Below are 24,965 nucleotides of genomic sequence, written 5' to 3' on the forward strand. Positions count from 1 at the left end.
CCGAAGGAAAAGCATGGACGAAGGGTGGCCTGCGCCCCGGTGGACACGATGAAGGCATGCGGGCCGATTTGTCGACTGAGTGGCGCTCCCCTGTCGACTTGTCCCCAGGTCGAGAAGCGTACCTGTGGATAACACCTGTGGATAACGAAAATACGCTGGTAGGACCGACCGGAAGAGGGACTGCACAGGACTGGCCGAAGGACCGCTAGAACCGGCCGTCCTGGCACCGAGCCACCCAGTCGGCCGCCGACGAGAACTCCTCGTCCGACGTGCCCGGCAGCAGCGGCCGTACGTCCGCCGTGGTCGCGTCCGCGCGCGGATACGAGCCGAGGAAGCGCACCTGGAGGCAGATCCGCTTGAGCCCCATCAGGGCCTCGGCGACCCGCCGGTCGGAGATATGGCCCTCGGCATCGATGCAGAAGCAGTAGTTGCCGATGCCGGCACCGGTCGGCCGGGACTGCAGCAGCATCAGGTTGATGCCCCGGGTGGCGAACTCGCCGAGCAGATCGCGCAGCGCGCCGGGGTGATCGTCGCGCTGCCACAGCACGACGGACGTCTTGTCCGCGCCGGTGGGCGCCGCGGGCCGGGCGGGGCGGCCGACCAGCACGAACCGTGTCTGGGCGTTCTCCGCGTCGTGGATCCCGGTCTCCAGGGCCTCGAGGCCGTACCGGGCGGCTGCGAACTCACCTGCGAAGGCCGCGTCGTACCGGCCCTCCTGCACCAGACGGGCGCCGTCCGCGTTCGAGGCCGCCGACTCCCAGACCGCGTCGGGCAGGTTCGCCTTCAGCCAGTTGCGCACCTGCGGCTGCGCGGCCGGGTGGGCGGTGACCGTCTTGATGTCCGACAGCTTGGTACCCGGCCTGACCAGCAGCGCGAAGGTGATCGACAGCAGCACCTCGCGGTAGATCATCAGCGGCTGGCCCGCGACCAGTTCGTCGAGCGTGGTGGTGATGCCGCCCTCGACGGAGTTCTCGATCGGCACGAACGCGGCCTCGGCCTCACCGGCGCGCACCGCGTCGAGCGCGGACTGCACGGACACGTACGGGATCAGCTGCCGGGTCGCCGCCTCCGGAAGCGTGCGCAGAGCGACTTCGGTGAAGGTGCCCTCGGGGCCGAGATACGCATAGCTCGCTGGCATGTCCTCACCCTAATGGGCACCCGGAAAACCGGCTCATGTGTCTCACGAGTGCCGCTCCACCGGGTGCCCCTCACCCCTCCAGCAACTCCTGCCCCACGTACTGCCCCTCCGCCGCCCCACCCGGCACCGCGAACAGCCCGCTTGCCTCGTGCCGGATGAACTGCGACAAGGCATCCCCCCGGTCCAGCTTGCGCTGTACCGTCACGAACCCGCGCAGCGGATCCGCCTGCCAGCAGATGAACAGCAGACCGGCGTCCGGCACCCCGTCGGTGCCGAAGCCGTCGTGGTACGAGAACGGGCGCCGCAGCATCGCCGCACCGCCGTTCTGGTCGGGCCGGGTGATCCGCGCGTGCGCGTTGATCGGGACGACCAGGTTGCCCTCGGCGTCCGTCTTCTCCAGGTCCATCTCGGTCGTCTCGGTGCCGCCCGACAGCGGCGCCCCGTCGGACTTGCGGCGCCCGATGACGTTCTCCTGCTCCTTCAGCGAGAGCTGCTCCCAGTCGTCGAGAAGCATGCGGATGCGTCGTACGACGGCGTAGGAGCCGTTCGCCATCCAGGCCGGGTCGTTCGAGCCGGACGCCGGCACGAAGATCCGCTGGTCGAAGTCGGAGTCGGCCGGCTTCGGATTGCGTGTGCCGTCGATCTGGCCCATCAGGTTGCGTGCCGTCATGGGGTGGGCGGTGGCACCGGGTGAGCGGTTGAAGCCGTTCATCTGCCAGCGGAGGCGGGCCGCGCTGCCCGCGTCCTTCTGGATCGCGCGCAGGGCGTGGAAGGCGACCAGGGCGTCGTTGGCGCCGATCTGCACCCACAGGTCGCCGTTGCTGCGCGCCTTGTCGAGCTGGTCGGAGGAGAAGTCGGGCAGGGGGTCGAGGGCGACCGGGCGCTGCTTCTGAAGGCCCGTACGGCCGAAGAAGCTGTGCCCGAAGCCGAAGGTGATGGTCAGCGACGAAGGCCCCGCATCACGTGCCACATCCGTGTCGTCCTGTGTCGCCGGCTCGCCCGCCATCAGCCGCCGGGCCGTCTGGGACCAGCGGCGCAGCAGCGCGGCCGCCTCCTTGCGGCCCGCGCCCGCGGCCAGGTCGAAGGCGACGAGGTGGCCGCGGGCCTGCAGGGCGGTGGTGATGCCGGGCTGATGTTTCCCGTGAAACATCAGCTGGTCGGCGCCCAGCGAGGTGAGCGGCGTCGCCTGTGCGGGCGCGGCGGCATATCCGACGGCACCGCCCGCCGCGCCGAGCACGAGCCCGGTGGCGCCGGCGGTACCGAGCAGCGCACGCCGCGAGATGCCTTCCTTCTGGGCGGCTTGAGGGGAAACCGCCCCCTTGGGGCTCGCCTCGGGAGTACGGGCCTCCGGAATGGACTGGTCAGCCATGGTGGAGTCAGCCGATCTGCGCGTTCTTGGAGACGGTGGTCTGGTCGATGTCGGAGGTCCGCACGGTGACGGCGATGTTCCACTCGCCCGCCATGGGGATCTGCACTCCGTTCGCCGACCAGTGTCCGGTGGTGACGTGGTCCGGGGCGACGGGCAGCGGTCCGATGTCCTTGGACTTCAGGGTGAAGGCGACCTTCACCTCGGGGATGTCGAAGGCGCGGCCGTTGGGCCGCTGCACATAGACGTGCATCTCGTTGCCGCCGACCCGCGCGGGGTCGATGTCGAGCCGTACGACGCCCTTGCCGTCCGCGCCGCCGGTGTCGAAGGTCATGTCGAGGGTCACGGCCCCGGCGTCGGAGGACGAGGACGACGAAGCCGACGTGGCCGCCTCGGCCTCCTCCACCGTGCGCCCCGGTTCGGCGGACGTCAGCAGGGTGGTCACCGTGAGCAGGACGACCGCGACTCCCGCCTCGGCCAGCACCGAGCGGCGCAGTCCGTGGCGGATCGGGTCGGCGTCCCGGACGCGCTTCTGGCGTGCGGTATCCATGGCGGCCCGCTGCCGGGCGAGCTGGGCGGCACGCTTCGGATCTGCGGCATCCGTCCGCTTGGAGCCGGAGGCCGCCTGCTTGCCGTCCTCGGTATCCGCCCGCTTGCCGTCACCGGGAGCGGTACGTGCCGCGACCCGTTCCTTGGTGCGTTCCTGCTGTTTCCCGCCGGTCGCGGTGAGCGTGTCCGTCAGCTGGGCGGTCCACCGCCGAGAGAGCCATGCGATGCCGACCAGCACCACCACGAGCCCGATCTTGACGAGCAGCAGCTGTCCGTACCGGGTCCCGGTGAGTGCCGTCCAGGAGCCGACCTGCCGCCAGGACTGGTAGAGGCCGGTCGCGACCAGCGCGACCACGCTGCCGAACGCGATCTGCGAGAACCGTCGTACGGCCCCCGCAGCCGGCGCAGCCTCCGCCGGCGCCCGGTACAGCGAGACCAGCAGTGCACACAGCCCCCCGAGCCAGGCCGCCACGGCGAGCAGGTGGACGACGTCGACGGGCATCGCGATCCCGGCCTGGAGGCCGGTCGAGGCGTGCTCGGACATCGCCCAGGTCGCGGCGATCCCGGCGGCCACGACACCTCCGCCGACCGCCAGTCCGAAGGTCAGGTCGCGCTTCTCGTCCTCCTCGCTTGAATCAGGCAGTCGGCGCGAAGCGCCGTCGTTCAGGGTGGTGGTGGGAGACGGGCGGGCGTACGCACCGAAGAGCACGGCGATGAACAGCGCCGCCGCGGCGAGCAGCAGCAGCCGGGACACCAGGGCCGCGCCCGTCTTGGTCTGCAGCACCTGCCCGAGCAGCTCCAGGTCGAAGACGTCGCCGAACTTCCCGGAGCTGGTGTAGGAGCCGCGCAGGAGGAGCAGGCCGAGGGTGGCCGCGGTGAGCGCGACCCACCCCGAGACGACGAGCCGCTGCACGGCCCGTACGCCCGAGCCGCGCGGCCAGCAGGCGAGGACGAAGGCGGCGCCGCCGGCCAGCACGGTGAAGCCGGCGTACGACACATACCGCCCGAACCCGTACAGCCAGCCGACGACCCCGCCCCCCGCCGTCTGGTCCGACACCGTGACGGAGGTCGAGGAGGGGGCGCCGATGGAGAAGGTGTAGGCGCCGGCGACGGGATGGCTGTCGGCCGACACCACCTGGTAGGTCACGGTGTAGGTGCCGTCGGGCAGGCCCGAGTGCAGTTTCACGGCGTACGTCGTTCCGCTGACGTTGCTCGCCGCGCCGGTGTCGGCCCGCTTGCCTTTGGGGTCGAGCACGCGCAGCGAGTCGTCGGAGAGCGAGACGGTCTCGGAGAAGGTGAGCGAGACCTGTGCCGGGGCCTTGTCGACCACCGCCCCCTGCTGGGGGTCGCTGCCGGTCAGCGCGGCGTGTGCGGAGGCCGGTGCGGCGCCGGCGAGGAGCAGGCCGGCGGCGGCCAGGAGCAGCAGCACCAGGCTTCGGACGCGGGGGGCGATGGTCTGCGTCAAGGGGTTCCCTCCCTCAGTGCCCGGTCTTCGGGGTGTACGTCGCCGACTTCACCGGCATGTCCACGGTGACCACGGCCGTGGCGAAGTGCAGCTCGACGGAGACCGTCTCACCCTGCTTCGGCTTGCGCTTCAGCTTCTCGAACATCAGGTGGCTTCCGCCGCTTCTGAAGACGAGCCGACCGTGGGCGGGCACCGCGACCTCCTGGGCCTCGTGCATCGCCTGCCCGACGGTCTCGTGCACGGTGACCTCACCGATGTCGCTGGTGACCGAGGTCAACTCGGCTGCCTTGCCGCTCGAGTTGGCGATCGTCAGGAAGCCCGCCGCCATGGAGTCGGAGACGGGTTGCGGCATGTAGGCGGAGCTGACGGAGAGGGCGCCCTCGGCGTCGTCGGAGTCGGCGCCGCAGCCGGTGAGGGCCAGTGCCCCGGCCGTCACCGCCGCCGCGACAGCGAGACGCCTCACGGGGTCTGCCCCTTGACGAGCTTGGGGAGGTCCTTGGTGTAGTCGTCGACGGTGGCGTCCTCGCCGTAGAGGACGTAGCCCGCGTCGGTCTTCGGGGAGAAGGCGACGACCTGGGTGCCGTGCGTGGAGACGATCTTGCCCTTCTCCTTCTTCGGCGGATCGATCGAGATGCCGAGCGTGCGGGCGCCGGCCTGGATGGTGTCGAAGTCGCCGGACAGGCCGACGGCTTGGGGGTCGATGCCCTTGAGCCACTTGCCGAGCGCGGCCGGGGTGTCCCGCTCCGGGTCGGTGGTGACGAACACGACCTGCAGCTCGTCCTGTTCCGCCTTGGGCAGCTGCTTCTTGGCGACGGCGATGTTGTTCATCGTCAGGGGGCAGACGTCGGGGCAGTTGGTGTAGCCGAAGTAGATCAGCGTCGGCTTGCCCGCGGTCTCCTTGCGGAGGTCGTACTGCTTGCCCCGGGTGTCGGTCAGGACCAGGTCCGGCTTCTCGAAGGGCTGGTCGAGGACGGTGGCGGCCCGGTCGGAGCCGGCCTCCTCGGACACCATGGTGACGGGCGATCCGCCGTCGTCACCACTGCTGCAGGCGGACAGGGTGAGGGTTGCGGCGGCGAGCAGCGCAGCCGCGGTGAACGTCTTCTTGCGCATGGAAAGTCCCAGATGTGAGGTCTCCGGTGCGCGCCGGGGTGCAGGACGACGCCTCATGCATCGTCCGGACCCGGTGCGCACCGACGGAGCGGAAGGCTTCAGGCGTTGCTGCGCCGACGGCCGGCCAGCACGCCGTACGCCACACCGGCCGCGCCGACGACGATGCCGACGACGGCGAGGACACGGGCCGTGGTGTCGGTGCCGTCGGCGGGCTCGGCGGTGTCGGACGCGGTGTTCGCGGCGGCGGCCGAGGCGTCGTCGGTGGCCTCCTCGGAGCTCTTCTCCGCCTCCGAGGAGCCGTGGCTGTGGCCGTCCTCCTCGGCCTCGGACAGCGCGAGCACCGGCGCCGGGTTCTCCGGCTCCTCCTGGCCCTCCTGCGGGACCTCGATCCAGCGGACGACCTCGTCGTCGGAATACGTCTGGATGGCCTTGAAGACCAGCTCGTCGGTGTCCTCGGGCAGCGCGCCGACGGAGACCGGGAACTTCTGGAAGAAACCGGGCTCGATGCCCTTGCCGTCGGCGGTCCAGGTGACCTTGCTGACGGCCTCGGTGATCTGCTGGCCGTGCGAGTCGATCGGCTTGTCCAGCTTGGACTTGGTGACCTTGACGTCCCAGCCCTGGACCGGCTCCGGCATCACGGAGGCCAGCGGGTGGTCGGCCGGGAAGTTGATCTCGAGCTTCGTGGTCGAGGCGTTGTCGCGCTCGTTGGGGACCTTGAAGTCGACGACCGCGTACCCACCCTTGGCGGCCGCGCCCTCGGGCTGCACGGAGACGTGTGCGAAGCAGGGGGAGGACAGAACGACGACGGCCGAGGCGGCGACGGCGCCGACGGTGGCGATACGGGAAGCCTTCATGGGCGGTGAGCACTCCACTTCGAGTGAGGATCCGGTGGTGGTGAAGAGGGGTACGCGCGCGTGCGGGTTGATTGCTCGACGACCCTGGACAGGGCTGCACGCGCGTGTGCCGCGTGACGGCGGCAGGCACCCTCCGGCCGGATTCCGAACGAAGTGGCGGTCGCGTCGCGTCAGGCGGCGAGAGCGAGCGCGGCGGACGGCGGGCCGCGCCGGATCACCGTGTGCTGGAGTGCGGTCGTACGGGGCTGGGGGCAGGTGGGCGCGGCGGCGCGCCGGAAGCGCGGGCCGGCCTCGGGCGCCGCCGGGAGCCCGGTGCACAGGGCGCGCACCAGCGCGAGTGCCCCGCGCAGGGACCGTACGAGCGCCCCCTCCGTGACCGAGTACGCCGAGAGTTCCGTCAGGCGCAGCAGGGCGAGGTCCCCGCGGCGCAGCAGCCAGCCGGCGACGATCGCCGCGAGGACGTGGCCGAGCAGCATCGGCAGGGACGGCAGCAGCGCGACCGGGGAACCGGCGGCGGTGGCCATGGCGTCCGCCGGGTGGTGCGCGGCCTGCGCTCCCGCGCCGGGGGAGATCCCCGCGTCCGTGAGGATCCGCTGGGCCTGCGCCGGGCTGATCGCCGCCGCCGTGGTTCCGCACACCAGCCGTGCGGCCTGTTCGACCAGGGAGGCGTCGGACGGCGGCGTGGCGGAGGCCGTGAGCGGGGCCGACCCGTGCTGTCCCAGCCCGAACAGTGTGTGCAGCGCGATCTGTCCGGCCGCGAGCAGCGCCACGATCCCGGGCAGCGAGCGCTCACGACCGGCGAGCGGCGCGGCGACCACGAGCACCGCGAGGAATCCCGCACCCAGCGTCCACATCGGAACCCCGCCGGAGGCGAGCGCGTGCCCGCCCGCGGACAGCACGACGCAGACCGCGGCGAACACCGCGGCCCGCAGGATCCGGAGGTCGGTTCCGGAGCGCACCGTGCGCGGCTGGGGGGCAGTCATGGCGGGCTCATCATCGCACTGGCCGGGTCGCCGCCGTACGGCAGGTCCGCAAGGTTCCGTACCATCCGGAAGATCACCCGATGCCCCGGACCGGCCCGACTGGTACCCGCCTGGTGTATGCAGGCCCCACATACACCGAGGGCCACCCCTGGCGCATCCACCATATGGGCGGCATCACGTCGGTTTCGCGCTTACACCCGGGCACGCGCGGTAATACGTAACGGTATGTCGAGCCGCGGCCAGGAGGCTGGAGCATGAGCATCTGGTGGTCACTCCATCTTCGGCGCGAGGCCGCAAGCGTTCCGCTCGCCCGCCGCCTGCTGCTCGGCACGATGGAGACCGCGGGCGTCGACCCCGACGTCTCGTACGACCTCTCCGTCGCGCTCACCGAGGCCTGTGCGAACGCCGTGGAGCACGGCGGGGACACCGTGCACGGCTGCACCTCGGAGGCGTACCGGGTCACTGCCTACCTGGACGGCGAGAAGTGCCGTATCGAGGTCGCCGACTCGGGTCCGGGATTCGCCCGTCCCCAGGCCCGTCCGGTGCCCGCCCGCCCAGACGCCGAGCACGGCCGTGGCCTGTGCCTGATCGAGGAGCTCGCCGACCACGTCCACATCGGCAACAAGCCGGGACCGGGCGGGGCGGTGGTGAGCTTCGACAAGATCCTCAAGTGGCGTGACAACTCCCCGCTGATGACGGCGTCCTGAAACCGGCCGGGGAGCGGACCTCCGGCCGGGTACCCCGTAGGTACCCGGCCGTCGGTCCGGACGTCAGCCCTTCAACGAGGCCATCCACGCCTCGACCTCGGCGGAGCGACGAGGCAGCGCGGCCGACAGATTCCGGTTCCCCTCCGCGGTCACCAGGATGTCGTCCTCGATGCGGACACCGATACCGCGGTACTCCTCCGGCACCGTCAGGTCGTCGGCCTGGAAGTACAGGCCCGGCTCCACCGTCAGGCACATCCCGGGCTCCAGGACGCCCTCCACATACGTCTCGGTCCGCGCGGCAGCGCAGTCGTGGACGTCCATGCCGAGCATGTGCCCGGTCCCGTGCAGCGTCCACCGCCGCTGCAGTCCCAGCTCCAGCACCCGCTCGACCGGCCCCTCGACGAGCCCCCACTCGACCAGCTTCTCGGCGAGCACGCGCTGTGCGGCGTCATGGAAGTCCCGGTACTTCGCGCCCGGCTTCACCGCCGCGATCCCGGCCTCCTGGGCCTCGTACACCGCGTCGTAGATCTTCTTCTGGATCTCGCTGAAGCGCCCGTTGACCGGCAGCGTGCGCGTGACGTCGGCGGTGTAGTACGTGTGCGTCTCCACACCCGCGTCCAGCAGCAGCAGGTCACCGGAGCGCACGGGCCCGTCGTTGCGCACCCAGTGCAGCGTGCAGGCGTGCGGGCCGGCCGCGCAGATGGAGCCGTAGCCGACGTCGTTGCCCTCCACGCGCGCGCGGAGGAAGAACGTGCCCTCGATGTAGCGCTCGGAGGTCGCCTCGGCCTTGTCGAGGACCCGCACCACGTCCTCGAAGCCACGCGCCGTGGAGTCGACGGCCTTCTGCAGCTCGCCGATCTCGAACTCGTCCTTGACCAGCCGCATCTCGGAGAGGAACACCCGCAGCTCCTCGTCGCGCTCGGCGGTGACCTTGTCGGTCAGGGCCGCCTCGATGCCGGCGTCGTAGCCGCGGACGACCCGGACCGGGCCGGTGGCCTCGCGCAGGGCACCGGCCAGCTCGCGCACGTCGGAGGCCGGGATGCCGTACAGCTGCTCCGCCTCGGTGAGCGAGTGCCGGCGGCCGACCCACAGCTCGCCCTGGCCGGAGAGCCAGAACTCGCCGTTCTCGCGGTCGGAGCGGGGCAGGAGGTAGATCGTCGCCTGGTGGCCCTCACCCTTGGGCTCCATGACCAGGACGCCGTCCTCGGTCTGGTTGCCGGTGAGGTACGCGTACTCGACCGAGGCCCGGAAGGGGTACTCGGTGTCGTTCGAGCGGGTCTTCAGGTTGCCCGCGGGGATCACCAGACGCTCGCCGGGGAAGCGCGCGGACAGCGCGGCACGCCGGGCGGCGGTCTCGGCGGCCTGGGCGATCGGCTGCAGGTCGTGCAGCTCGGTGTCGGCCCAGCCGGACTTCATGTTCTCCGCCAGCTCGTCGGACACGCCCGGGTACAGGCCGTTCTTCCGCTGCTTGATCGACTCTTCCTCAGAAGCTTCCACCGGGGTCTCCGGGAGCTCTTCGGCCACGGTCATCCTCCTAGATACGGCACTGGACCCCCTCCATCGTACGGTCGCAGGGAAGGGGACCCAGGGCCGAAAGACCTCTTACCGCCTCACTCGAAACGCGCCGCCAGCAGGACGACGTCCTCCTCGCTGTCCCCCGCGTCCAGCCCGTCCGGCAGGACGGTCCGCAGAATGTGGTCGACGATCGCCTCCGGGTCGCGCCGCTTGGTCCGGGACAGTCCGGCCGCCGCCGCATGGAGCCGGGCGAAGGCGCGGTCGACGGGATCGCCGGTGCGCTGCAGCAGCCCGTCGGTGTAGAGCAGAACCGTCTCTCCCGCCGTCGCCTGCACCTCCACGCTCGGCGCCTCCCAGCAGGCGAGCATGCCCAGCGGGGCCGAGACGGAGGTCTCCACGAACGCCGTGCGCCGCTCCCCGATCAGCAGCGGCGGGGTGTGCCCGGCACCGGCCAGCGTGATCTTGTGAAGGTCGGGCTCGCAGTAGGCGAACAGCGCGGTGGCCGAGCGGGCGGGCTCGGTCAGCCGCAGCAGCAGCTCCAGGTCGGACAGGACGGCGACCGGGTCCTCGCCCTCCATCACGGCGTACGCCCGCAGCGACGCCCGCAGCCGTCCCATCGCGGCGACGGCGCTGGGCCCCGACCCGGTGACCGAGCCGACGGCGAGGCTGAGGGCCGCGTCGGGCAGCGGCAGCGCGTCGTACCAGTCGCCGCCGCCGCGCGGGCCGGTGTGGTGCCGGGCGGCGAGCTGGACGCCGGAGATGCGGGGCAGCCGGGAGGGGAGCAGTTCCTCGGAGATCGTCGCCATGCACGCGCGCGTGCGCTCGACTTCGAGGAGCCGCGCGAGGTGTTCGGCTGCGTAGCGGATGTACAGGCCGACGAGGTGCCGTTGCCGCTCGACCGGTTCGGCGGGCTCGTCGTAGACCCACATGGCGGCGCCGACCCGACCGGCGGTCTCGGCGGACAGGGGGAGTGCGTAGCTGGCGGCGTAGCCGAGGCGGGCGGCCACCTCGCGGTGGCGGGGGTCGAGCCCGTCCTCGGCGAACAGGTCGGGCCGGACGATCTCGCGTACCTCGGTGGGCGGCCCGGGCGGCGTGTCGAGCAGTTCGCCGTACGGCATCGAGGCGCGCGGCACGGTCTCGAGGTGACCGAGGTCGGCCTGGCCGAGGCCGAGCCCGAGGGTCGTGCGGGGGCCGAGTCCGTCGGCCGGTTCCAGAACGACGAGCCCGCGCGAGGCGCCCACCAGGGCGGCTCCGGCGCGCAGCAGTTCCTGGAGCGCTGCGGGCAGTGCGTCCGTGCGGGCCAGGCGTTCGGTGAGTTCGTGGAGGGTCGTGAGGTCCGAGACCCAGCCGGCGAGCCGGTCCTGGAGAAGGGCTCCCGGGCCGGTGGTGACGGCGGACGCGGTGGGGGCGGAGGGGGCGACAGTGTGTGCGGGCGCCGGAACCGTTGAATCGATTCCGGCCACTTTCGAAGGATGCGGGGCGTTCATGGCGTCCGGCTTTCCGACCGGTGCGTTTTGCGCAAAAGCATCGCGAACCCCCATGTCATTCTGCGCCGCTAGCAGTGTCTCCACATGTACACGCACTCGTGAGGAGATGTCCAGCATTGTCCTGCTGGGATTCCTGGTGTCCGTGGGGCTGCCGTGGTCTCGGGACGGATCTCCTGGGAACTCTTGCGAAAAGCGGAAGTTGGCTGAAAACTGCCTCGGGTAAGGGCCTATTGCGGTCGACTGGGCTTGCTCGACGGAGCGTCACAGCGGTCGTGATGGGTACGTACTCGGAGAAGGCCAGGGGTGGTTGGGGGTCACCCGGAACCTGGCGACGGACCCGGGCGTCTTAACCACCGACGACCGAGCCCCATCCTCCCGTGGCGGCGGCGGAGAGAAATACTCGGGACGGCAAACGCCACACTTCGCCACCCCACGCCACGCCCATGCTTTTGACAGACGCAGTATGGACGCGGCCGCAGCCAACGCTCGGCCCATAGGGGTTCCCCGTGTTTGAAGAGCACGGGTGTGATGCGCCAACAGGTACGCACAGTGAAGTGATCGACACATGGTGTGATGTGGTCCACGGTGTTGCCAGGCGTGCAACGGAAAGGAACGAGCGCTCATGCGCGAGATCCTCGGAAGGCGACGCAGGCTCCTGTCCAGGCGGAACAACGGGAGGCCTGAGGTGCTCAGCGCGGCCCTGACCTTCGCGACGGAATGGAAGTGGCCGGTACTCCCGGGTGTCACGGCGGACCCGCAGGGACGGGCCCGCTGCGGCTGCCCCGACCCCGAGTGCACGGTGCCCGGAGCACACCCCTTCGACCCCGGCCTGCTCGCGGCCACCACCGACGAGCGCATGGTGCGCTGGTGGTGGACCAACCGGCCCACGGCGCCGATCATCCTCGCCACCGGCGGCCGGGCCCCCTGCGCGGTCAGCCTCCCCGCCCCCGCTGCGGCCCGCGCCCTCGACGTGCTGGACCACAAGGGAATGCGCCTCGGTCCGGTCCTCGCCTCCCGCACACGCTGGGCGCTGCTCGTCCGGCCGTACTCCATGGAGCAGTTGGGCGAACTGCTCTACGCCAAGGACTTCGTCCCCGGTTCGCTGCGCTTTCACAGTGAGGGCGGCTATCTCGCGCTGCCTCCGTCCGAGACCGGCCAGGGTCAGATTCGCTGGGAGCGGGCTCCGCTGCCCGGCTCGGCCGCTCCCTGGGTGCCCGACGTGGAGGCCGTAGTGGACGCGGTGGTCGAGGCTCTCACTCGTACGGGTGTGAGCGCGCCCGAGTTCTAGGGGTGTCGGGCGCGCACGGAACCGGGCGCGCCGGCCGGCTCGTTATCGTCCCTTCATGAATGTCCGCCTGCTCGCCCTCGCGGGCGTCGTGGCGTGCGCGGTCGCGCTGCCACTGGCCGTGGCGTCCGCGGGCCCCGTGGGCGAACCGGACCCCCTGACCGTACGGCTGTCCCCGCGCGGCGACGCCAAAGGTTCCGGCGCCGTGGGTTCCCGCGACGGCGCCGCGGGTTCCCGCCCTGACGCCGGTGCTCCTCACGATGACGCCGTCGGCGAGGGCGCGGCGGCGTCCGCCGACCGGCCCGCGCCGGGGCGCTCCCCGTTCCTGCTCGGCCTGGGCCTGGCGACCGCCGCCCGCTGCGGCCCCGAACTCGCCTCCCCCGACGGCATCGAGGCGCAGACCTGTGTCCTGACACAGGGCGAGCAGACCTGGGCGCGCACCTACTACCGCAATGCGACCGGCGACGCCCTGGACGCCGTACTGAGCCTGATGGGGCCGGGTGACCGCACGGTGCAGATGCGGTGCGCGGTGGGCGCGGAGGACGAGCCGGCCAGCTGCGAGACGCCCCGCGAGCGGACGCAGGGGGACCCGGGGGACTACTCGGCGGTCGCGGAGTACGCGGCGCGCGGCGGACGGGGTCCGCTGCTGCTGCGCTCGGGCAGCAACTTCAGTGCGCCTACGGGCAGTTGACACGTGGCGGCGTTCCGTGAGCGACGCCGCACAGAGAAGGACCCGGTTGCTGGCGACGGGGGATGCACCAGCAACCGGGCTACTGGAACGGTAACAAGAGATCGGCTGTTCGCAAATTCGATCTCCGGTTTTCCTCGGCAATCCGGACACCGACTGGCCTGTTAGAAACGGGAGTTGTGGGTCGATGCGCCGTTTCGCCGGGTGGTTCGGCTGACCGACCGGTCAGCCGAACCCGGTGACTTCGCTGTGCGTCAGCTGAGAGTGACCTGTCGGTTGGTCAGGCCGCCGCGCGCGCGGCGCTCGTCCGCCGTGAGCGGCGCGTTCGTGGCCAGGGCGGCGGCGAGACGCTCGGCGAACTCGACCGCCGGCTTCTCGATGGCCTCGGCGGTGACACCGCTCGGCAGGTCCCAGACCGGGACGGTGAGACCGTGCGCCCGGAAGGAGCCGACGAGCCGGGTGCCCTCCCCGAGGTTCGACCGGCCGGCCGCGTGCAGTCGCGCGAGGGCGTCCAGAAGCTGCTCCTCCGGGTGCGGCATGACCCAGCGCAGGTGGTTCTTCTCCGGGGTCTCGCACCAGTAGGCGGCGTCGACGCCCTGGAGCTTCACCGTCGGGATGGCGGCGGCGTTGGCCCGCTCCAGGGATGCGGTCACCTCCGGCGTGGCGTTCTCCGGGTCCGGGACCCAGAACTCGAAGCCCGGGTGCACGACCGGCTCGAAGGCGCCCTTCGGGTCGAGCAGATCCTGCAGTCGCGGGCCCTCGGCCGGGGCGCGGCGGCCCTGCACCGGCGTGCCCGGCTTGGCCTCCAGGGCGCGCTGCAGGGTGTCGGCGAGATCACGGCTGATGTCACCGGACGCCGTGTCGTTCTGCAGACCGAGCAGGACCGAGCCGTCGTCGCGGCGCAGGGCGGGCCAGGCCATCGGCAGAACGGTGGCCAGCGTGACCGACGGGACGCCCTCGGGGAGGCCGCTCTTCAGGGTCAGCTCGGCCGTGGCCGCCGGGACCAGCTCGCGCAGGGCCACCCAGTCGCACTCGCCGGGCAGGCCCTCGAACGGGCGGTGCACCAGCTCGGTCGCGGCCTGTGCGGCGGCCCTGCCGTGGCAGGCCTTGTACCGGCGTCCGCTGCCGCAGGGGCAGGGCTCACGGGCGCCGACGACCGGGATCTCTCCGTCCGTGAGCTGCGGGCGCGTGGCCTTCGTCTGGGGTCGCTTCTTGGCCATGGTGGGTGTCTCCCGGTTACGGCTCGTCTCGTACGGGCGGGAGCCTAGCCGTTCGTACGCGGGGTGACGGGAACCTGTGGATGACGGCGGCGTTGTGGACAACGGGAGCTGTCGGCGGGTGCCCGGTGCGAGGTGCGGCCCGGGTCGCCCCGTCGGCGGAGCGTTCAGTCCAGGTCGTCGAACGCGTCCGCGAAGTCCAGGTCCGGTATGGACGACACCGAGGGGGCCGTGACACGCGTAGCGAAGTCGTCGCGTCGGTGCGCCGCGTCGGGATCGTGTACGTCGTCGTGGACCACGACCCACACCGTGACCTCGCCCCGGGTGTCGTCCCGGACGCCCCAGTCGTCGGCCAGTGCCGTGATGATGTTCAGCCCGCGGCCCCCGTGTGCGGTGACCGAAGGGGTCGCCGGGGCCGGCCGCGTCGGTCCGCCGCCGTCCGTCACCTCGACGACCAGCCGGCCCCCCGGGTCCACGCGCCATGCGGCCCGGACGTCGCCGTCACCGGCCAGGGCGTCGCCCAGTGGTCGGCCGTGTTTGCACGCGTTGCTCAAAAGTTCGGAAAGGATCAGTACGGCATCGTCGATGACCGATTCCGCAACGCCACCCCTGCGCAACTGGTCACGCATCCGGTGCCTTGCTTCCCCCACGCCCGCAGGGCCATGGGGTACGGCCATGCTCGACGACGTGGGCACCTCCTGTGCCACCACCAACGCCACCCCCGAGACCTCCTTCGCCCCACGCCACGGTGTGGATGCCCCAATGGCCTGTACCGGAAACCGGCCAATCCACCTCCGGTGACGCATTCGCAACGATCGAACACGTACCGAACGCGCCGGTGCACTCCCCGTGATGAGCCGGTCGGCGTGTGGCTGGATTTCGACGGTGTGGCCGAGACGGGAGAATGGTGCAGGTGAACGATCGGGTCAAGGTTGGTTTCATGGGTCAGCGACCCAGCCACCCCAGTACCGCGCGGGGGCGGTTGGTGATGATGGCGTCAACGCCCAGGCCGACGCAGAGATCCACGTCCCCGGGCTCGTTCACGGTCCACACGTGCACCTGGTGGCCGGCCCGCTTCAGGCGCTCGATGTACGTCGGGTGATTGCGCACGATCCGGATCGAGGGGCCCGCGATCCGGACACCCGCGGGGAGCCGTCCGTCGCGCAGCCGGGGCGAGACGAACTGCATCAGATAGACCGTCGGCAGCGTCGGCGAGGCCGCCCGGACGCGGTGCAGCGAGCGCGCCGAGAAGCTCATGACCCGTACCTGCGACTTCTCGGGGGCTGCCGGGGCGTCGAGCCCGAACCGCTTCAGGAGCAGCAGCAGCCGCTCCTCGACCTGTCCCGCCCAGCGCGTGGGGTGCTTCGTCTCGATGGCCAGCTCCACCTGCCGCCCGGAGTCGGCGACAAGCTCCAGCAGCCGCTCCAGGGTGAGGACGGAGGTCTCGGCCGGGTCCTCCGGACGGTGCTCCCAGTCGGGCTCCTCGTCCCGGTGACGCGGGGAGCCGCGGTGCTTCCAGGAACCGAAGTCCAGGGCGGTGAGGTCGGCGAGCTCCAGCGCGGAGACCGCGCCGCGACCGTTGGACGTACGGTCGACGCGGCGGTCGTGGACGCAGACGAGATGGCCGTCCGCGGTCAGGCGGACATCGCACTCGAGAGCGTCCGCCCCGTCCTCGATCGCCTTCTTGTACGCGGCCAGGGTGTGCTCGGGGGCGTCCTCGGAGGCACCACGGTGGGCGACGACCTGGATCCGGTGCTGTCGTGCGTGGGTCACCGCGTCATGGTGCCACCGGGAAGGGGTGGCCGTCGGCTCGGAGGCGTCCCCGCGGCGGTGAGAAGACATCCCTTTAGTCGGAGAGGTTCTATATAAAGGAGAATCGAACACCCACAGCGACCGCTTATGGTGCCCTGACAGCCCGTGGGAAAAGCTGACGGCATACAAAAGCACAAGCGAGCACATGCACAGCTGCATAGCCAGAACAACAGCCGTGGACCGAGGAGAAAAGCTGTGAGCACCGAGAACGAGGGCACTGCGGTACCCCCGGCCCCGTCTGCACCCCCCGTGCCGGTGGACACCCCCGCAGCCTCCCCGCAGCCGACCCCGCCCGCCGCCGACGCGCCGACGACCCCGATCCCGGCCGCGCCGCCGGCGCCTGGGGCCCCGGCTCCCGGCGCCCCTGCCCAAGGGGCGCCCGCATACGCGTCGGCGACCCCCGAGGGCGGCTCCTCGAACCCGCACCACGGCCCCGGAGCCTCCGGCTCCGCACCCGAGGGCGGCTGGCCGCCCCCGCCGCCGCCCACCCCGGCGTACGCCGCCGGCAGCGGCGGGGCGGGTGACGGCTCCGGCTGGGGATCCTCGTACCAGCAGCCCGCACCGAAGCCCGGCCGCCGGCGCGGCGGTCTGCTCGCCGCGGTCCTGGTGGCCGCGCTGGTCGCGGGCGGTCTGGGCGGCGGACTCGGCTACACGCTCGCCAAGAACGAGGACGACACCAGCTCCACCACCGTCTCCGCGTCCGACAGCGGCGGCGACCTCAAGCGGGACGCCGGTACGGTCGCGGCCGTGACCGCGAAGGCGCTGCCGAGCACGGTCACCATAGAAGCCGAGAGCAGCAGCGGCGAGGGCGGCACGGGTACCGGCTTCGTCTTCGACACCGAGGGCCACATCGTCACCAACAACCACGTGGTGGCGGACGCGGTCGACGGCGGCAAGCTCACGGCCACCTTCCCGAACGGAAAGAAGTACGACGCCCAGGTCGTCGGCAACGCACAGGGCTACGACGTGGCGGTCATCAAGCTCGAGGACGCCCCCTCGGGCCTCAAGCCGCTCACCCTGGGCGACTCCGACAAGGTGGCCGTCGGCGACTCGACGATCGCCATCGGCGCCCCCTTCGGCCTGTCCAACACGGTGACCACGGGCATCATCAGTGCCAAGAACCGCCCGGTGGCCTCCAGCGACGGCACCGGCAGCCAGGCGTCGTACATGAGCGCGCTGCAGACCGACGCCTCGATCAACCCCGGCAACTCCGGCGGCCCGCTGCTGGACGCGCAGGGCAATGTCATCGGCATCAACTCCGCGATCCAGTCCAGCAGCAACGGCGGGTTCGGCACCGGCCAGTCCGGCTCCATCGGCCTGGGCTTCGCCATCCCCATCAACCAGGCCAAGTACGTCGCCCAGGAGCTGATCAAGAACGGCAAGCCGGTGTACGCGAAGATCGGCGCGTCCGTCTCCCTGGAGGACTCGGGCGACGGCGCGAAGATCACCGACACGGGCGCCGGCGGCTCCGACCCCGTCGAGGCGGGCGGCCCTGCGGACGAGGCGGGCCTGAAGCCCGGCGACGTCATCACGAAGCTCGACGACACGGTGATCGACAGCGGCCCCACCCTGATCGGCGAGATCTGGACCCACAAGCCCGGCGACAAGGTCACGATCACCTACGAGCGCGACGGCAGGACCAACACCGTCGAACTCACCCTGGGCTCCCGAGTCGGCGACAACTGACCCACACGGCGCGCATGCCAACCGGTTACTCTTGTCCCGCGCCGCCCGTGATCGGCGGCGCGAGGTGGGTTGCCCGAGCGGCCTAAGGGAACGGTCTTGAAAACCGTCGTGGCGCGAGTCACCGTGGGTTCAAATCCCACACCCACCGCAGTGATAGAGAGCCTCTGACCAGCAAGAATGGTCGGAGGCTCTCGGTTTCTCCGCTTACCGTGGTCCCCCGTGGGTTCCCGCCCGATGGCCGTTTCAGGGCCGTACGGGCCTCACTGCCGCTGCTGCGTCAACCGTGCCGCGGACGCGATCGTCGCCCGGGCCTCCCGTTCGCTGAGGCCCCTTCCCCGGGCCGCCTCGATCAGGGCGGGGACCAGTTCGGGGCCCAGGCCGTTCTCGTAGGCGCGGCAGGCTGCCCAGAAGAGGCGGGTGTTGCGCTGGCCCTCGTGTGCCGCGAGGACGAACTGGACCAGGCCCTGGCCGTGTCCGGCGGTCGATGGGCCCGTCGTGCGGTGGGGTGGGCGGGGCGGTGGGAGCAGGAGGCGCAGGAGGGTCGGCGGGCACGGGGCCGGGGCCAGGTGGGCGGTGCCCGGCGCGGTGCTGTACACGCCGTGGTCGGTGCGGGAGCCGGGGCCGACGAGGTAGCCGCCGGCGCCCCGGACGTCGATACCGGGGGCGAGGCGGCCGGCCGAGTTGGGGACGGCCACGTCGGGCGGTCCGGTCAGCCACAGGTGGCGGCCGCCGCTGGGCGTCAGGACGACCACTGTCGCGGGGATCGTGAACAGGTGGCGCAGGGCCAGTTCGCGCAGGGCGGCGGAGGAGTCGGTGCCCGACTTGGTGTCCAGGTCGATGCCGATCAGGTGGTGCGGGGGCAGGCCGCAGGCGATGCCGTAGCCGGTGGCCCAGGGGGCAGCGGCGAAGAGTTCGCGGATGCGGCGCGGGTCGGTCGAGGCGTCGTACACACCGTGTCCGAAGCGGCCGCATTCGCCGTGGCACACGGGGGCGGTGGGGTCGTCCCGGTGCGGGGAGCGCAGGGCCGGGAGTTTCGTCCGGGTCAGGGGGATGACGGCCAGTCCGCGTTCGGCGGCTGACAGGGCGTGTGCGAGGGCCAGCGTCGTGGCCTGCCGGTGGGTGGTGGCCATGGCTTCATTTTCGTACGTACGTTCGAAGAAGGGAAGAGGGGCGGGCGCGGCGCGCCGCTCGCCGGGAGGTTGGCCGGATGTGTGGCGGAACCTTTTACCTGTTGCGGTGCTTGGGCCGGACCCGTCTGTCCCGTCCTGGCCTGTGGGGACAACGTGGTGAAAGGGGTTTATCGACTTGTCATCACGCTTGAGGGCGAATCACGGCTTCCGGGATGGTTCGCCGGGGATTCGGTGGGCAACTCTGGTCTCGCGACGTCGTGCTCACAGCACCGGGGCGGTCGGCCAACTTCCCTGGTGAAAGCCGTACTTCAGCGCTCTCGGCCGCCCGGCCGGTGCGTATTTGGTTCTGGAGGAAACACACATGGCAAACATCCGTACCGCCCGCGTTGTGGCCGCACTGTCCGCCCTTCCGCTCGCAGCCGCCCTCTTCACCGGTGTCGCGACGGCGGACAACGGCTCGTTCGCGGACAACGGATCGAACGCCTCGACCGCCGTCGCGGGCGTCGTCGGCAGTGGTGTCGGCGACGACAACAACGGCAACTCGTCCACCACCCAGCAGCAGGTCGTCGGCTCCGGCGCCTCCAACCAGTCCAACACTGCGCAGGTCGACGGCTCCGCGTTCACGGCCATCAACCAGGGCAACGACAACACGGCCGTCTACTTCACCCCCCTCTGGTGGTGACCCGAGGGGGCCGGCGCCGGCCCCCTCGACTCCCGTGTGGGGTGTGCTCTGTGGGGTGAGCAAGGTCCGTCCGCGCGGCGGTGCTTCGGCACCGCCGCGCAGGCGTGTGCGCCGACCTTGACACAGAGCCTTATCTGACGGACAGTCAGAAACCCGTCGCGGGAAGCACGAGAAGCATCGAGAAGTGCCGGCAAGGGCAGGCAAGGACCGGACGTGCGGGAGGGGATACGACCGTGGAGGACGACGCCGCCGACCTGTCCGCCCGCCTCAAGGCCTACGAAGGCATGCCCGCCACCGTCGCCGGGAGGGGCAAGGACCCCGTCAACCTGCCCATGATCCGCCACTGGTGCGAGGCCCTCGGCGACACCAACCCGGCGTACACCGGCCCCGACGCCGTCGCCCCGCCCACCATGCTCCAGGCCTGGACCATGGGCGGCCTTGCCGGGCACACGGCGCGTACGACGGCGTACGACGAACTCCTCGGCCTGCTGGATGCGGCGGGCTGTACCGCGGTGGTCGCCACCGACTGCGAGCAGGAGTATCTGCGGCCGCTGCGACCCGGCGACGAGCTCACCTTCGACACGGTGATCGAGTCGGTCTCCGACCGGAAGACGACAAAACTGGGCGCCGGATACTTCGTCACGACCCGCACGGACATCCGTACGGCCGGCGAACTCGCCGGCACGCACCGCTTCCGCATCCTCAAGTACGCGCCCGCACGGCAGCAGCAACCCCCGTCGCGGGACCGCCGCCCCCGCCCCGTCGTCAACCGCGACAACGCCGGCTTCTGGGCGGGCGTCGAGCGGCACGAGCTGCTGATCCAGCGCTGCACGGACTGCCGGAGCCTGCGTTTCCCCTGGCTGCCCGGCTGCAACGCCTGCGGCTGCCTCGACTGGGACACCGTCCGCGCGGTCGGCGAGGGCACGGTCCACTCGTACGTCGTCATGCACCATCCCCCCTTCCCTGCCTTCGACCCGCCGTACGCGGTGGGGCTGATCGAGCTCGCGGAGGGCGTGCGGATGGTCAGCAACGTGATCGGGGTGCCGTACGACAAGGTGCGGATCGGAATGCCGGTACGGCTCGAATTCCGGCGGTACGACGAGGAGTTGGTACTGCCCGTGTTCCGAGGGGGGACGGTGTGAGCGTGCGTGTGGGCGACGAACTGCCGCCGCTGGAGATCGATATCACCCGGACGCTGATCGTGGCGGGGGCGGTCGCCTCGCGCGACTACCAGGACGTGCACCACGACCCGGAGTCGGCCCGGCAGAAGGGCTCCCCCGACATCTTCATGAACATCCTGACGACGAACGGCCTGGTCGGCCGCTACATCACCGACCACTTCGGCCCCACGGCGACCCTGCGCAAGGTGGCCGTCCGGCTCGGCGCGCCCAACCACCCCGGCGACACGATGGTGCTGACCGGCCGGGTCGAGGCGGTCGACGCGGACACGGCCGTGGTGCGGGTGACCGGCGACAACGGCATCGGCAGACATGTGACCGGCACGGTCACGGTCACGCTTCCCGCTCGGGGCCCCGTATGAGCGGGCGCGCCGCGATCGCCGGCATCGGCGCCACCGAGTTCTCCAAGGACTCCGGGCGCAGCGAGCTGCACCTGGCCGTGGAGGCGGTGCGGGCGGCCCTCGACGACGCCGGGCTGACGCCGGCCGACGTGGACGGCATGGTCACCTTCACCATGGACACCAACCCGGAGATCACCGTCGCCCAGGCCTGCGGCATGGGCGAGCTGTCCTTCTTCTCCCGCGTCCACTACGGGGGCGGCGCGGCGTGCGCGACCGCGCAGCAGGCGGCGCTGGCGGTGGCAGCGGGCGTGGCGGAGGTCGTCGTCTGCTACCGCGCGTTCAATGAACGCTCGGGCCGGCGCTTCGGTTCCGGCGTACGGCACCGGGAGCCGTCGGCGGAGGGTGTGGCGCTCGGCTGGGTGATGCCGTTCGGGCTGCTCACCCCGGCCTCCTGGGTGGCGATGGCGGCCCAGCGCTATCTGCACACGTACGGGCTGACCGCACAGGAGGCGTTCGGGCCGGTGGCGGTCACCGCCCGCCGCCATGCCGCCACCAACCCGGCGGCGTACTTCCACGGCCGCCCGATCACCCTCGCCGACCACGCCGCCTCCCGCTGGATCGCGGAGCCGCTGCGGCTGCTGGACTGCTGCCAGGAGACGGACGGCGGCCAGGCCCTCGTCGTCACGTCCGTGGAGCGGGCCCGCGACCTGCCGCATCCCCCGGCCGTGATCGCGGCGGCCGCCCAGGGCGCGGGCCGGGCGCAGGAGCAGATGACGAGCTTCTACCGGGGCGACCTGACCGGGCTGCCGGAGGCGGCAGTTGTGGCGCGGCAACTATGGCGGACCTCCGGCCTGGGCCCGGCCGACATCGATGTGGGCATCCTCTACGACCACTTCACGCCGTATGTGCTCATGCAGCTGGAGGAGTACGGGTTCTGCGCCCCCGGGGAGGCGGCCGGCTTCGTCGCCGCGGACCGGCTGCCGCTGAACACGCACGGCGGCCAGCTGGGCGAGGCGTACCTGCACGGTATGAACGGCATCGCGGAGGCGGTACGGCAGCTGCGCGGCACCTCCGTGAACCAGGTGCCGGGTGCGGCACGGGCGCTGGTGACGGCGGGGACGGGAGTGCCGACCTCGGGGCTGGTCCTCACCGCGGACGGATGACCCCCCAGGGGTAAACCCGCAGTACGTCTCCTCCCCTCGTCCACCTCCAGGAGGTGCAGCCGGCACCACCCCTACAACCTGAGGGGGACTCGTCTTCGGCACCTGCGGCCGATCCGCCCGAGGCGGTCGCGAACCTAGCGTTGAGCCATGACCACACCCGTCTGCACCAGCGCTTCGACCGCCGCTGCTTCAGCGAGGCAGAGCCATCCGTGCGCGACGTACCCGTCGTTCTCGTCGTACGTACGGGCCCGCCGGCCGGTGCTGCTGCGCACCGCCCGGTCGCTCACCGCGAACCCGAGCGACGCGGAGGACCTGCTGCAGACCGCGCTCACCAAGACGTACGTCGCCTGGGAGCGTATCGAGGACCATCGCGCGCTGGACGGCTATGTCCGCCGCGCGCTGCTGAACACCCGCACCTCGCAGTGGCGCAAGCGCAAGGTGGACGAGTTCACCTGCGACGAGCTGCCCGAGCCGGAGCCGGTGCCCGGCGGCGACGATCCGGCCGAGCAGCAGGCGCTGCACGACGCGATGTGGCGGGCGATCATGCGGCTGCCCGCGCGGCAGCGGGCGATGGTCGTCCTCAGGTACTACGAGGATCTGAGCGAGGCCCAGACGGCCGAGGTGCTCGGCGTGTCCGTGGGGACTGTGAAGTCGGCGGTGTCGCGGGCGCTCGGCAAGCTGCGCGAGGATCCTGAGCTGGGGCTTGTTCGATAGCGCAGCGTCGTGTCCGGTAGCAGCGCGCTGTTGTGTGCGGCAACGTGATGTGATCGATCGCCGGGATCTAGTGACATACCGCGCGGTATGTGCGCAGAATCAGCGCAACCCTTACCGCCGCGTAGGCAATGTCGCCCCGGGAGGAACCGTGCTGAGCACCATGCAGGACGTACCGCTGCTGATCTCAAGGATCCTGACCCATGGATCCACGATCCACGGATCGTCTCAGGTGATCACCTGGACCGGCGAGGGGGAACCGCACCGCCGCTCCTTCGCCGAGGTCGGCACCCGCGCGGCCCAGCTGGCGCACGCGCTGCGCGACGACCTCGATGTCACCGCGGACGACCGCGTCGCCACTTTGATGTGGAACAACGCCGAGCACGTCGAGGCCTACTTCGCGATCCCCTCCATGGGCGCGATCCTGCACACCCTCAACCTCCGTCTGCCCCCCGAACAGCTGGCCTGGATCGTCAACCACGCCGCCGACCGGGTCGTGATCGCCAACGGCTCCCTGCTGCCGCTGCTCGCCCCGCTGCTGCCGCACCTGAAGACCGTCAAGCACGTCGTCGTCACCGGCCCCGGTGACCGCTCGCTGCTCGCCGACGCGGCCGTCCAGGTGCACGAGTACGAGGACCTGATCGCCGGCAAGCCGACCGCGTACGACTGGCCGGAGCTGGACGAGCGCCAGGCCGCCGCCATGTGCTACACCTCCGGCACGACGGGCGACCCCAAGGGCGTGGTCTACAGCCACCGTTCGGTCTACCTGCACTCCATGCAGGTCAACATGACCCAGTCGATGGGGCTGACCGACCAGGACACCTCCCTCGTGGTGGTCCCCCAGTTCCACGTCAACGCCTGGGGCCTGCCCCACGCCACCTTCATGACCGGCGTCAACCTGCTGATGCCGGACCGCTTCCTGCAGCCCGCCCCTCTCGCCGAGATGATCGAGCGCGAGAAGCCGACGCACGCCGCCGCCGTCCCCACCATCTGGCAGGGCCTGCTCGCCGAGCTGACCGCCCGTCCCCGCGACGTCTCCACCCTCACCCAGGTCACCATCGGCGGCTCCGCCTGTCCGCCCTCGCTGATGGAGGCGTTCGACAAGCTGGGCATGCGGGTCTGCCACGCCTGGGGCATGACGGAGACCTCGCCGCTCGGCACGGTCGCCCGCCCGCCGGCCCACGCGGTCGGCACGGCGGAGGAGTTCGCGTACCGGCTCACCCAGGGCCGCTTCCCGACGAGCGTCGAGGCCCGCCTCACCGGCCCCGGCGGCGAACGCCTCCCCTGGGACGGCCAGTCCGCCGGCGAGCTGGAGGTCCGCGGCCCGTGGATCGCCGGCGCCTACTACAACGGCCCCGACGCCGAACCCCTGTGCCCCGCCGACAAGTTCAGCGAGGACGGCTGGCTGAAGACGGGCGACGTCGGCACGATCTCCCCCGACGGCTTCCTCACCCTCACCGACCGCGCCAAGGACGTCATCAAGTCCGGCGGCGAGTGGATCTCGTCGGTGGAGCTGGAGAACGCCCTGATGTCCCACCCGGACGTGGCGGAAGCCGCCGTCGTCGCCGTCCCCGACGAGAAGTGGGGCGAACGCCCGCTGGCCACCGTCGTGTTGCGGGAGGGCGCCACCGCCGACTTCGAGACGTTGCGGGCCTTCCTCGCCGACGAGGGAAAGATCGCCAAGTGGCAGCTCCCGGAACGCTGGACGATCGTCCCGGCGGTGCCGAAGACGAGCGTCGGAAAGTTCGACAAGAAGGTGCTGCGCAGGCAGTACGCGGAGGGGGAGCTGGACGTCACGCAGCTCTGACGGACGACGGCCACGGCGGTACGGCGGCCTGCACCGCCGTACCGCCGTGGCCGCCCACCGGCATACTGCCTGGCCGCCCACCGCGGTAGCG

Annotated in this window: 23 protein-coding genes and 1 tRNA gene; 11 read left to right on the plus strand and 13 right to left on the minus strand. The window is 71.2% G+C overall.

Going from position 1 to position 24,965, the window contains the following annotated elements:
- Positions 1 to 205: 205 nt before the first annotated feature.
- From pheA to ACFV7R_RS17455, 7 genes are all read right to left on the minus strand, one after another.
- Positions 206 to 1,138 (minus strand): prephenate dehydratase, encoded by a 933-nt coding sequence (gene pheA / locus ACFV7R_RS17425; RefSeq protein ID WP_385264228.1) that lies wholly within the window; start codon positions 1,136 to 1,138, stop codon positions 206 to 208.
- Positions 1,139 to 1,208: 70 nt separating this feature from the next.
- Positions 1,209 to 2,507: an iron uptake transporter deferrochelatase/peroxidase subunit gene (gene efeB, locus ACFV7R_RS17430; RefSeq protein WP_385264230.1), complete on the minus strand. Its 1,299-nt coding sequence runs from the start codon at positions 2,505 to 2,507 to the stop codon at positions 1,209 to 1,211.
- 7 nt (positions 2,508 to 2,514) lie between these two features.
- Positions 2,515 to 4,518 carry a copper resistance CopC/CopD family protein gene (locus tag ACFV7R_RS17435; RefSeq protein ID WP_385264231.1) on the minus strand — a complete coding sequence of 668 codons (2,004 nt, stop codon included), beginning with the start codon at positions 4,516 to 4,518 and terminating at the stop codon, positions 2,515 to 2,517.
- 13 nt (positions 4,519 to 4,531) lie between these two features.
- On the minus strand, positions 4,532 to 4,981 hold the full coding sequence (locus tag ACFV7R_RS17440) for a copper chaperone PCu(A)C (RefSeq protein ID WP_385264233.1): 450 nt from the start codon (positions 4,979 to 4,981) through the stop codon (positions 4,532 to 4,534).
- On the minus strand, positions 4,978 to 5,628 hold the full coding sequence (locus ACFV7R_RS17445) for an SCO family protein (protein WP_385264234.1): 651 nt from the start codon (positions 5,626 to 5,628) through the stop codon (positions 4,978 to 4,980). Before ACFV7R_RS17445 ends, ACFV7R_RS17440 begins: the two co-directional genes overlap by 4 nt.
- A gap of 98 nt (positions 5,629 to 5,726) precedes the next feature.
- Complete coding sequence (locus tag ACFV7R_RS17450; protein WP_385264235.1) at positions 5,727 to 6,482, minus strand: YcnI family protein; 756 nt, start codon at positions 6,480 to 6,482, stop codon at positions 5,727 to 5,729.
- Positions 6,483 to 6,652: 170 nt separating this feature from the next.
- On the minus strand, positions 6,653 to 7,465 hold the full coding sequence (locus ACFV7R_RS17455) for a hypothetical protein (RefSeq protein WP_385264237.1): 813 nt from the start codon (positions 7,463 to 7,465) through the stop codon (positions 6,653 to 6,655).
- Positions 7,466 to 7,719: 254 nt separating this feature from the next.
- On the opposite strand from ACFV7R_RS17455, the gene ACFV7R_RS17460 reads away from it, so the two are divergent.
- Complete coding sequence (locus tag ACFV7R_RS17460; RefSeq protein ID WP_385264239.1) at positions 7,720 to 8,172, plus strand: ATP-binding protein; 453 nt, start codon at positions 7,720 to 7,722, stop codon at positions 8,170 to 8,172.
- Between the two features lie 63 nt (positions 8,173 to 8,235).
- On the opposite strand, the gene ACFV7R_RS17465 is transcribed toward ACFV7R_RS17460, so the two are convergent.
- Both ACFV7R_RS17465 and ACFV7R_RS17470 read right to left on the minus strand, forming a co-directional pair.
- Positions 8,236 to 9,702, minus strand: coding sequence for an aminopeptidase P family protein (locus tag ACFV7R_RS17465; RefSeq protein ID WP_385264240.1), 1,467 nt, complete (start codon positions 9,700 to 9,702; stop codon positions 8,236 to 8,238).
- A gap of 80 nt (positions 9,703 to 9,782) precedes the next feature.
- Positions 9,783 to 11,291: a PP2C family protein-serine/threonine phosphatase gene (locus ACFV7R_RS17470; protein ID WP_385264242.1), complete on the minus strand. Its 1,509-nt coding sequence runs from the start codon at positions 11,289 to 11,291 to the stop codon at positions 9,783 to 9,785.
- A 505-nt stretch (positions 11,292 to 11,796) separates the two neighbouring features.
- Between ACFV7R_RS17470 and ACFV7R_RS17475 the strand changes: the two genes are divergently transcribed.
- Together ACFV7R_RS17475 and ACFV7R_RS17480 are read left to right on the plus strand one after the other, a co-directional pair.
- Positions 11,797 to 12,462 carry a bifunctional DNA primase/polymerase gene (locus ACFV7R_RS17475; protein ID WP_129798766.1) on the plus strand — a complete coding sequence of 222 codons (666 nt, stop codon included), beginning with the start codon at positions 11,797 to 11,799 and terminating at the stop codon, positions 12,460 to 12,462.
- 55 nt (positions 12,463 to 12,517) lie between these two features.
- The gene (locus ACFV7R_RS17480; RefSeq protein WP_385264244.1) at positions 12,518 to 13,150 is read left to right on the plus strand and encodes a hypothetical protein; all 633 of its coding nucleotides are present in this window, start codon (positions 12,518 to 12,520) and stop codon (positions 13,148 to 13,150) included.
- A 251-nt stretch (positions 13,151 to 13,401) separates the two neighbouring features.
- Here ACFV7R_RS17480 and ACFV7R_RS17485 read toward each other — a convergent pair whose 3' ends face one another.
- The 3 genes from ACFV7R_RS17485 to ACFV7R_RS17495 form a co-directional block, all read right to left on the minus strand.
- Positions 13,402 to 14,367: a DUF5926 family protein gene (locus ACFV7R_RS17485; RefSeq protein ID WP_385264245.1), complete on the minus strand. Its 966-nt coding sequence runs from the start codon at positions 14,365 to 14,367 to the stop codon at positions 13,402 to 13,404.
- A 164-nt stretch (positions 14,368 to 14,531) separates the two neighbouring features.
- A complete protein-coding gene (locus tag ACFV7R_RS17490; RefSeq protein WP_129798763.1) occupies positions 14,532 to 15,170 on the minus strand; it encodes an ATP-binding protein in 639 nt (212 codons plus the stop codon).
- Between the two features lie 139 nt (positions 15,171 to 15,309).
- Complete coding sequence (locus tag ACFV7R_RS17495; RefSeq protein WP_385264247.1) at positions 15,310 to 16,137, minus strand: glycerophosphodiester phosphodiesterase; 828 nt, start codon at positions 16,135 to 16,137, stop codon at positions 15,310 to 15,312.
- Positions 16,138 to 16,371: 234 nt separating this feature from the next.
- Here ACFV7R_RS17495 and ACFV7R_RS17500 point away from each other — a divergent pair, with 234 nt between their 5' ends.
- Positions 16,372 to 17,862 carry a S1C family serine protease gene (locus ACFV7R_RS17500; protein WP_385264248.1) on the plus strand — a complete coding sequence of 497 codons (1,491 nt, stop codon included), beginning with the start codon at positions 16,372 to 16,374 and terminating at the stop codon, positions 17,860 to 17,862.
- 63 nt (positions 17,863 to 17,925) lie between these two features.
- Positions 17,926 to 18,010, plus strand: a tRNA-Ser gene (locus ACFV7R_RS17505).
- A 112-nt stretch (positions 18,011 to 18,122) separates the two neighbouring features.
- Here the strand turns inward: ACFV7R_RS17505 and ACFV7R_RS17510 are convergent.
- A complete protein-coding gene (locus tag ACFV7R_RS17510; protein WP_385264249.1) occupies positions 18,123 to 18,992 on the minus strand; it encodes a bifunctional DNA primase/polymerase in 870 nt (289 codons plus the stop codon).
- 361 nt (positions 18,993 to 19,353) lie between these two features.
- On the opposite strand from ACFV7R_RS17510, the gene ACFV7R_RS17515 reads away from it, so the two are divergent.
- From ACFV7R_RS17515 to ACFV7R_RS17540, 6 genes are all read left to right on the plus strand, one after another.
- Positions 19,354 to 19,674, plus strand: a complete 321-nt coding sequence (locus tag ACFV7R_RS17515) for a hypothetical protein (RefSeq protein ID WP_385264250.1) — start codon at positions 19,354 to 19,356, stop codon at positions 19,672 to 19,674.
- 284 nt (positions 19,675 to 19,958) lie between these two features.
- Positions 19,959 to 20,816 carry a bifunctional MaoC family dehydratase N-terminal/OB-fold nucleic acid binding domain-containing protein gene (locus ACFV7R_RS17520; RefSeq protein ID WP_385264428.1) on the plus strand — a complete coding sequence of 286 codons (858 nt, stop codon included), beginning with the start codon at positions 19,959 to 19,961 and terminating at the stop codon, positions 20,814 to 20,816.
- Between the two features lie 2 nt (positions 20,817 to 20,818).
- A complete protein-coding gene (locus ACFV7R_RS17525; protein ID WP_385264430.1) occupies positions 20,819 to 21,214 on the plus strand; it encodes a MaoC/PaaZ C-terminal domain-containing protein in 396 nt (131 codons plus the stop codon).
- On the plus strand, positions 21,211 to 22,356 hold the full coding sequence (locus ACFV7R_RS17530; protein WP_385264251.1) for a lipid-transfer protein: 1,146 nt from the start codon (positions 21,211 to 21,213) through the stop codon (positions 22,354 to 22,356). Before ACFV7R_RS17525 ends, ACFV7R_RS17530 begins: the two co-directional genes overlap by 4 nt.
- 147 nt (positions 22,357 to 22,503) lie before the next feature.
- Complete coding sequence (locus ACFV7R_RS17535) at positions 22,504 to 23,070, plus strand: SigE family RNA polymerase sigma factor (RefSeq protein ID WP_385264252.1); 567 nt, start codon at positions 22,504 to 22,506, stop codon at positions 23,068 to 23,070.
- A gap of 148 nt (positions 23,071 to 23,218) precedes the next feature.
- Positions 23,219 to 24,874 carry a long-chain fatty acid--CoA ligase gene (locus ACFV7R_RS17540; RefSeq protein ID WP_385264253.1) on the plus strand — a complete coding sequence of 552 codons (1,656 nt, stop codon included), beginning with the start codon at positions 23,219 to 23,221 and terminating at the stop codon, positions 24,872 to 24,874.
- Positions 24,875 to 24,965 lie beyond the last annotated feature (91 nt).

This window comes from Streptomyces sp. NPDC059866 (assembly GCF_042731325.1).
In the GTDB taxonomy this organism is placed as follows: domain Bacteria; phylum Actinomycetota; class Actinomycetes; order Streptomycetales; family Streptomycetaceae; genus Streptomyces; species Streptomyces flavusporus.

Bases quoted from the DNA above. Each gene is read 5' to 3' on its own strand.
- ACFV7R_RS17490 (WP_129798763.1), bottom strand. From the start codon at position 15,170: ATGCGTCACCGGAGGTGGATTGGCCGGTTTCCGGTACAGGCCATTGGG.
- ACFV7R_RS17510 (WP_385264249.1), bottom strand. From the start codon at position 18,992: ATGGCCACCACCCACCGGCAGGCCACGACGCTGGCCCTCGCACACGCC.
- ACFV7R_RS17520 (WP_385264428.1), top strand. From the start codon at position 19,959: ATGCCCGCCACCGTCGCCGGGAGGGGCAAGGACCCCGTCAACCTGCCC.
- ACFV7R_RS17475 (WP_129798766.1), top strand. From the start codon at position 11,797: ATGCGCGAGATCCTCGGAAGGCGACGCAGGCTCCTGTCCAGGCGGAAC.
- ACFV7R_RS17480 (WP_385264244.1), top strand. From the start codon at position 12,518: ATGAATGTCCGCCTGCTCGCCCTCGCGGGCGTCGTGGCGTGCGCGGTC.
- ACFV7R_RS17530 (WP_385264251.1), top strand. From the start codon at position 21,211: ATGAGCGGGCGCGCCGCGATCGCCGGCATCGGCGCCACCGAGTTCTCC.
- ACFV7R_RS17515 (WP_385264250.1), top strand. From the start codon at position 19,354: ATGGCAAACATCCGTACCGCCCGCGTTGTGGCCGCACTGTCCGCCCTT.
- ACFV7R_RS17535 (WP_385264252.1), top strand. From the start codon at position 22,504: ATGACCACACCCGTCTGCACCAGCGCTTCGACCGCCGCTGCTTCAGCG.
- ACFV7R_RS17465 (WP_385264240.1), bottom strand. From the start codon at position 9,702: ATGACCGTGGCCGAAGAGCTCCCGGAGACCCCGGTGGAAGCTTCTGAG.
- ACFV7R_RS17470 (WP_385264242.1), bottom strand. From the start codon at position 11,291: ATGCTGGACATCTCCTCACGAGTGCGTGTACATGTGGAGACACTGCTA.
- ACFV7R_RS17450 (WP_385264235.1), bottom strand. From the start codon at position 6,482: ATGAAGGCTTCCCGTATCGCCACCGTCGGCGCCGTCGCCGCCTCGGCC.
- pheA (WP_385264228.1), bottom strand. From the start codon at position 1,138: ATGCCAGCGAGCTATGCGTATCTCGGCCCCGAGGGCACCTTCACCGAA.
- ACFV7R_RS17455 (WP_385264237.1), bottom strand. From the start codon at position 7,465: ATGACTGCCCCCCAGCCGCGCACGGTGCGCTCCGGAACCGACCTCCGG.
- ACFV7R_RS17445 (WP_385264234.1), bottom strand. From the start codon at position 5,628: ATGCGCAAGAAGACGTTCACCGCGGCTGCGCTGCTCGCCGCCGCAACC.
- efeB (WP_385264230.1), bottom strand. From the start codon at position 2,507: ATGGCTGACCAGTCCATTCCGGAGGCCCGTACTCCCGAGGCGAGCCCC.
- ACFV7R_RS17485 (WP_385264245.1), bottom strand. From the start codon at position 14,367: ATGGCCAAGAAGCGACCCCAGACGAAGGCCACGCGCCCGCAGCTCACG.
- ACFV7R_RS17460 (WP_385264239.1), top strand. From the start codon at position 7,720: ATGAGCATCTGGTGGTCACTCCATCTTCGGCGCGAGGCCGCAAGCGTT.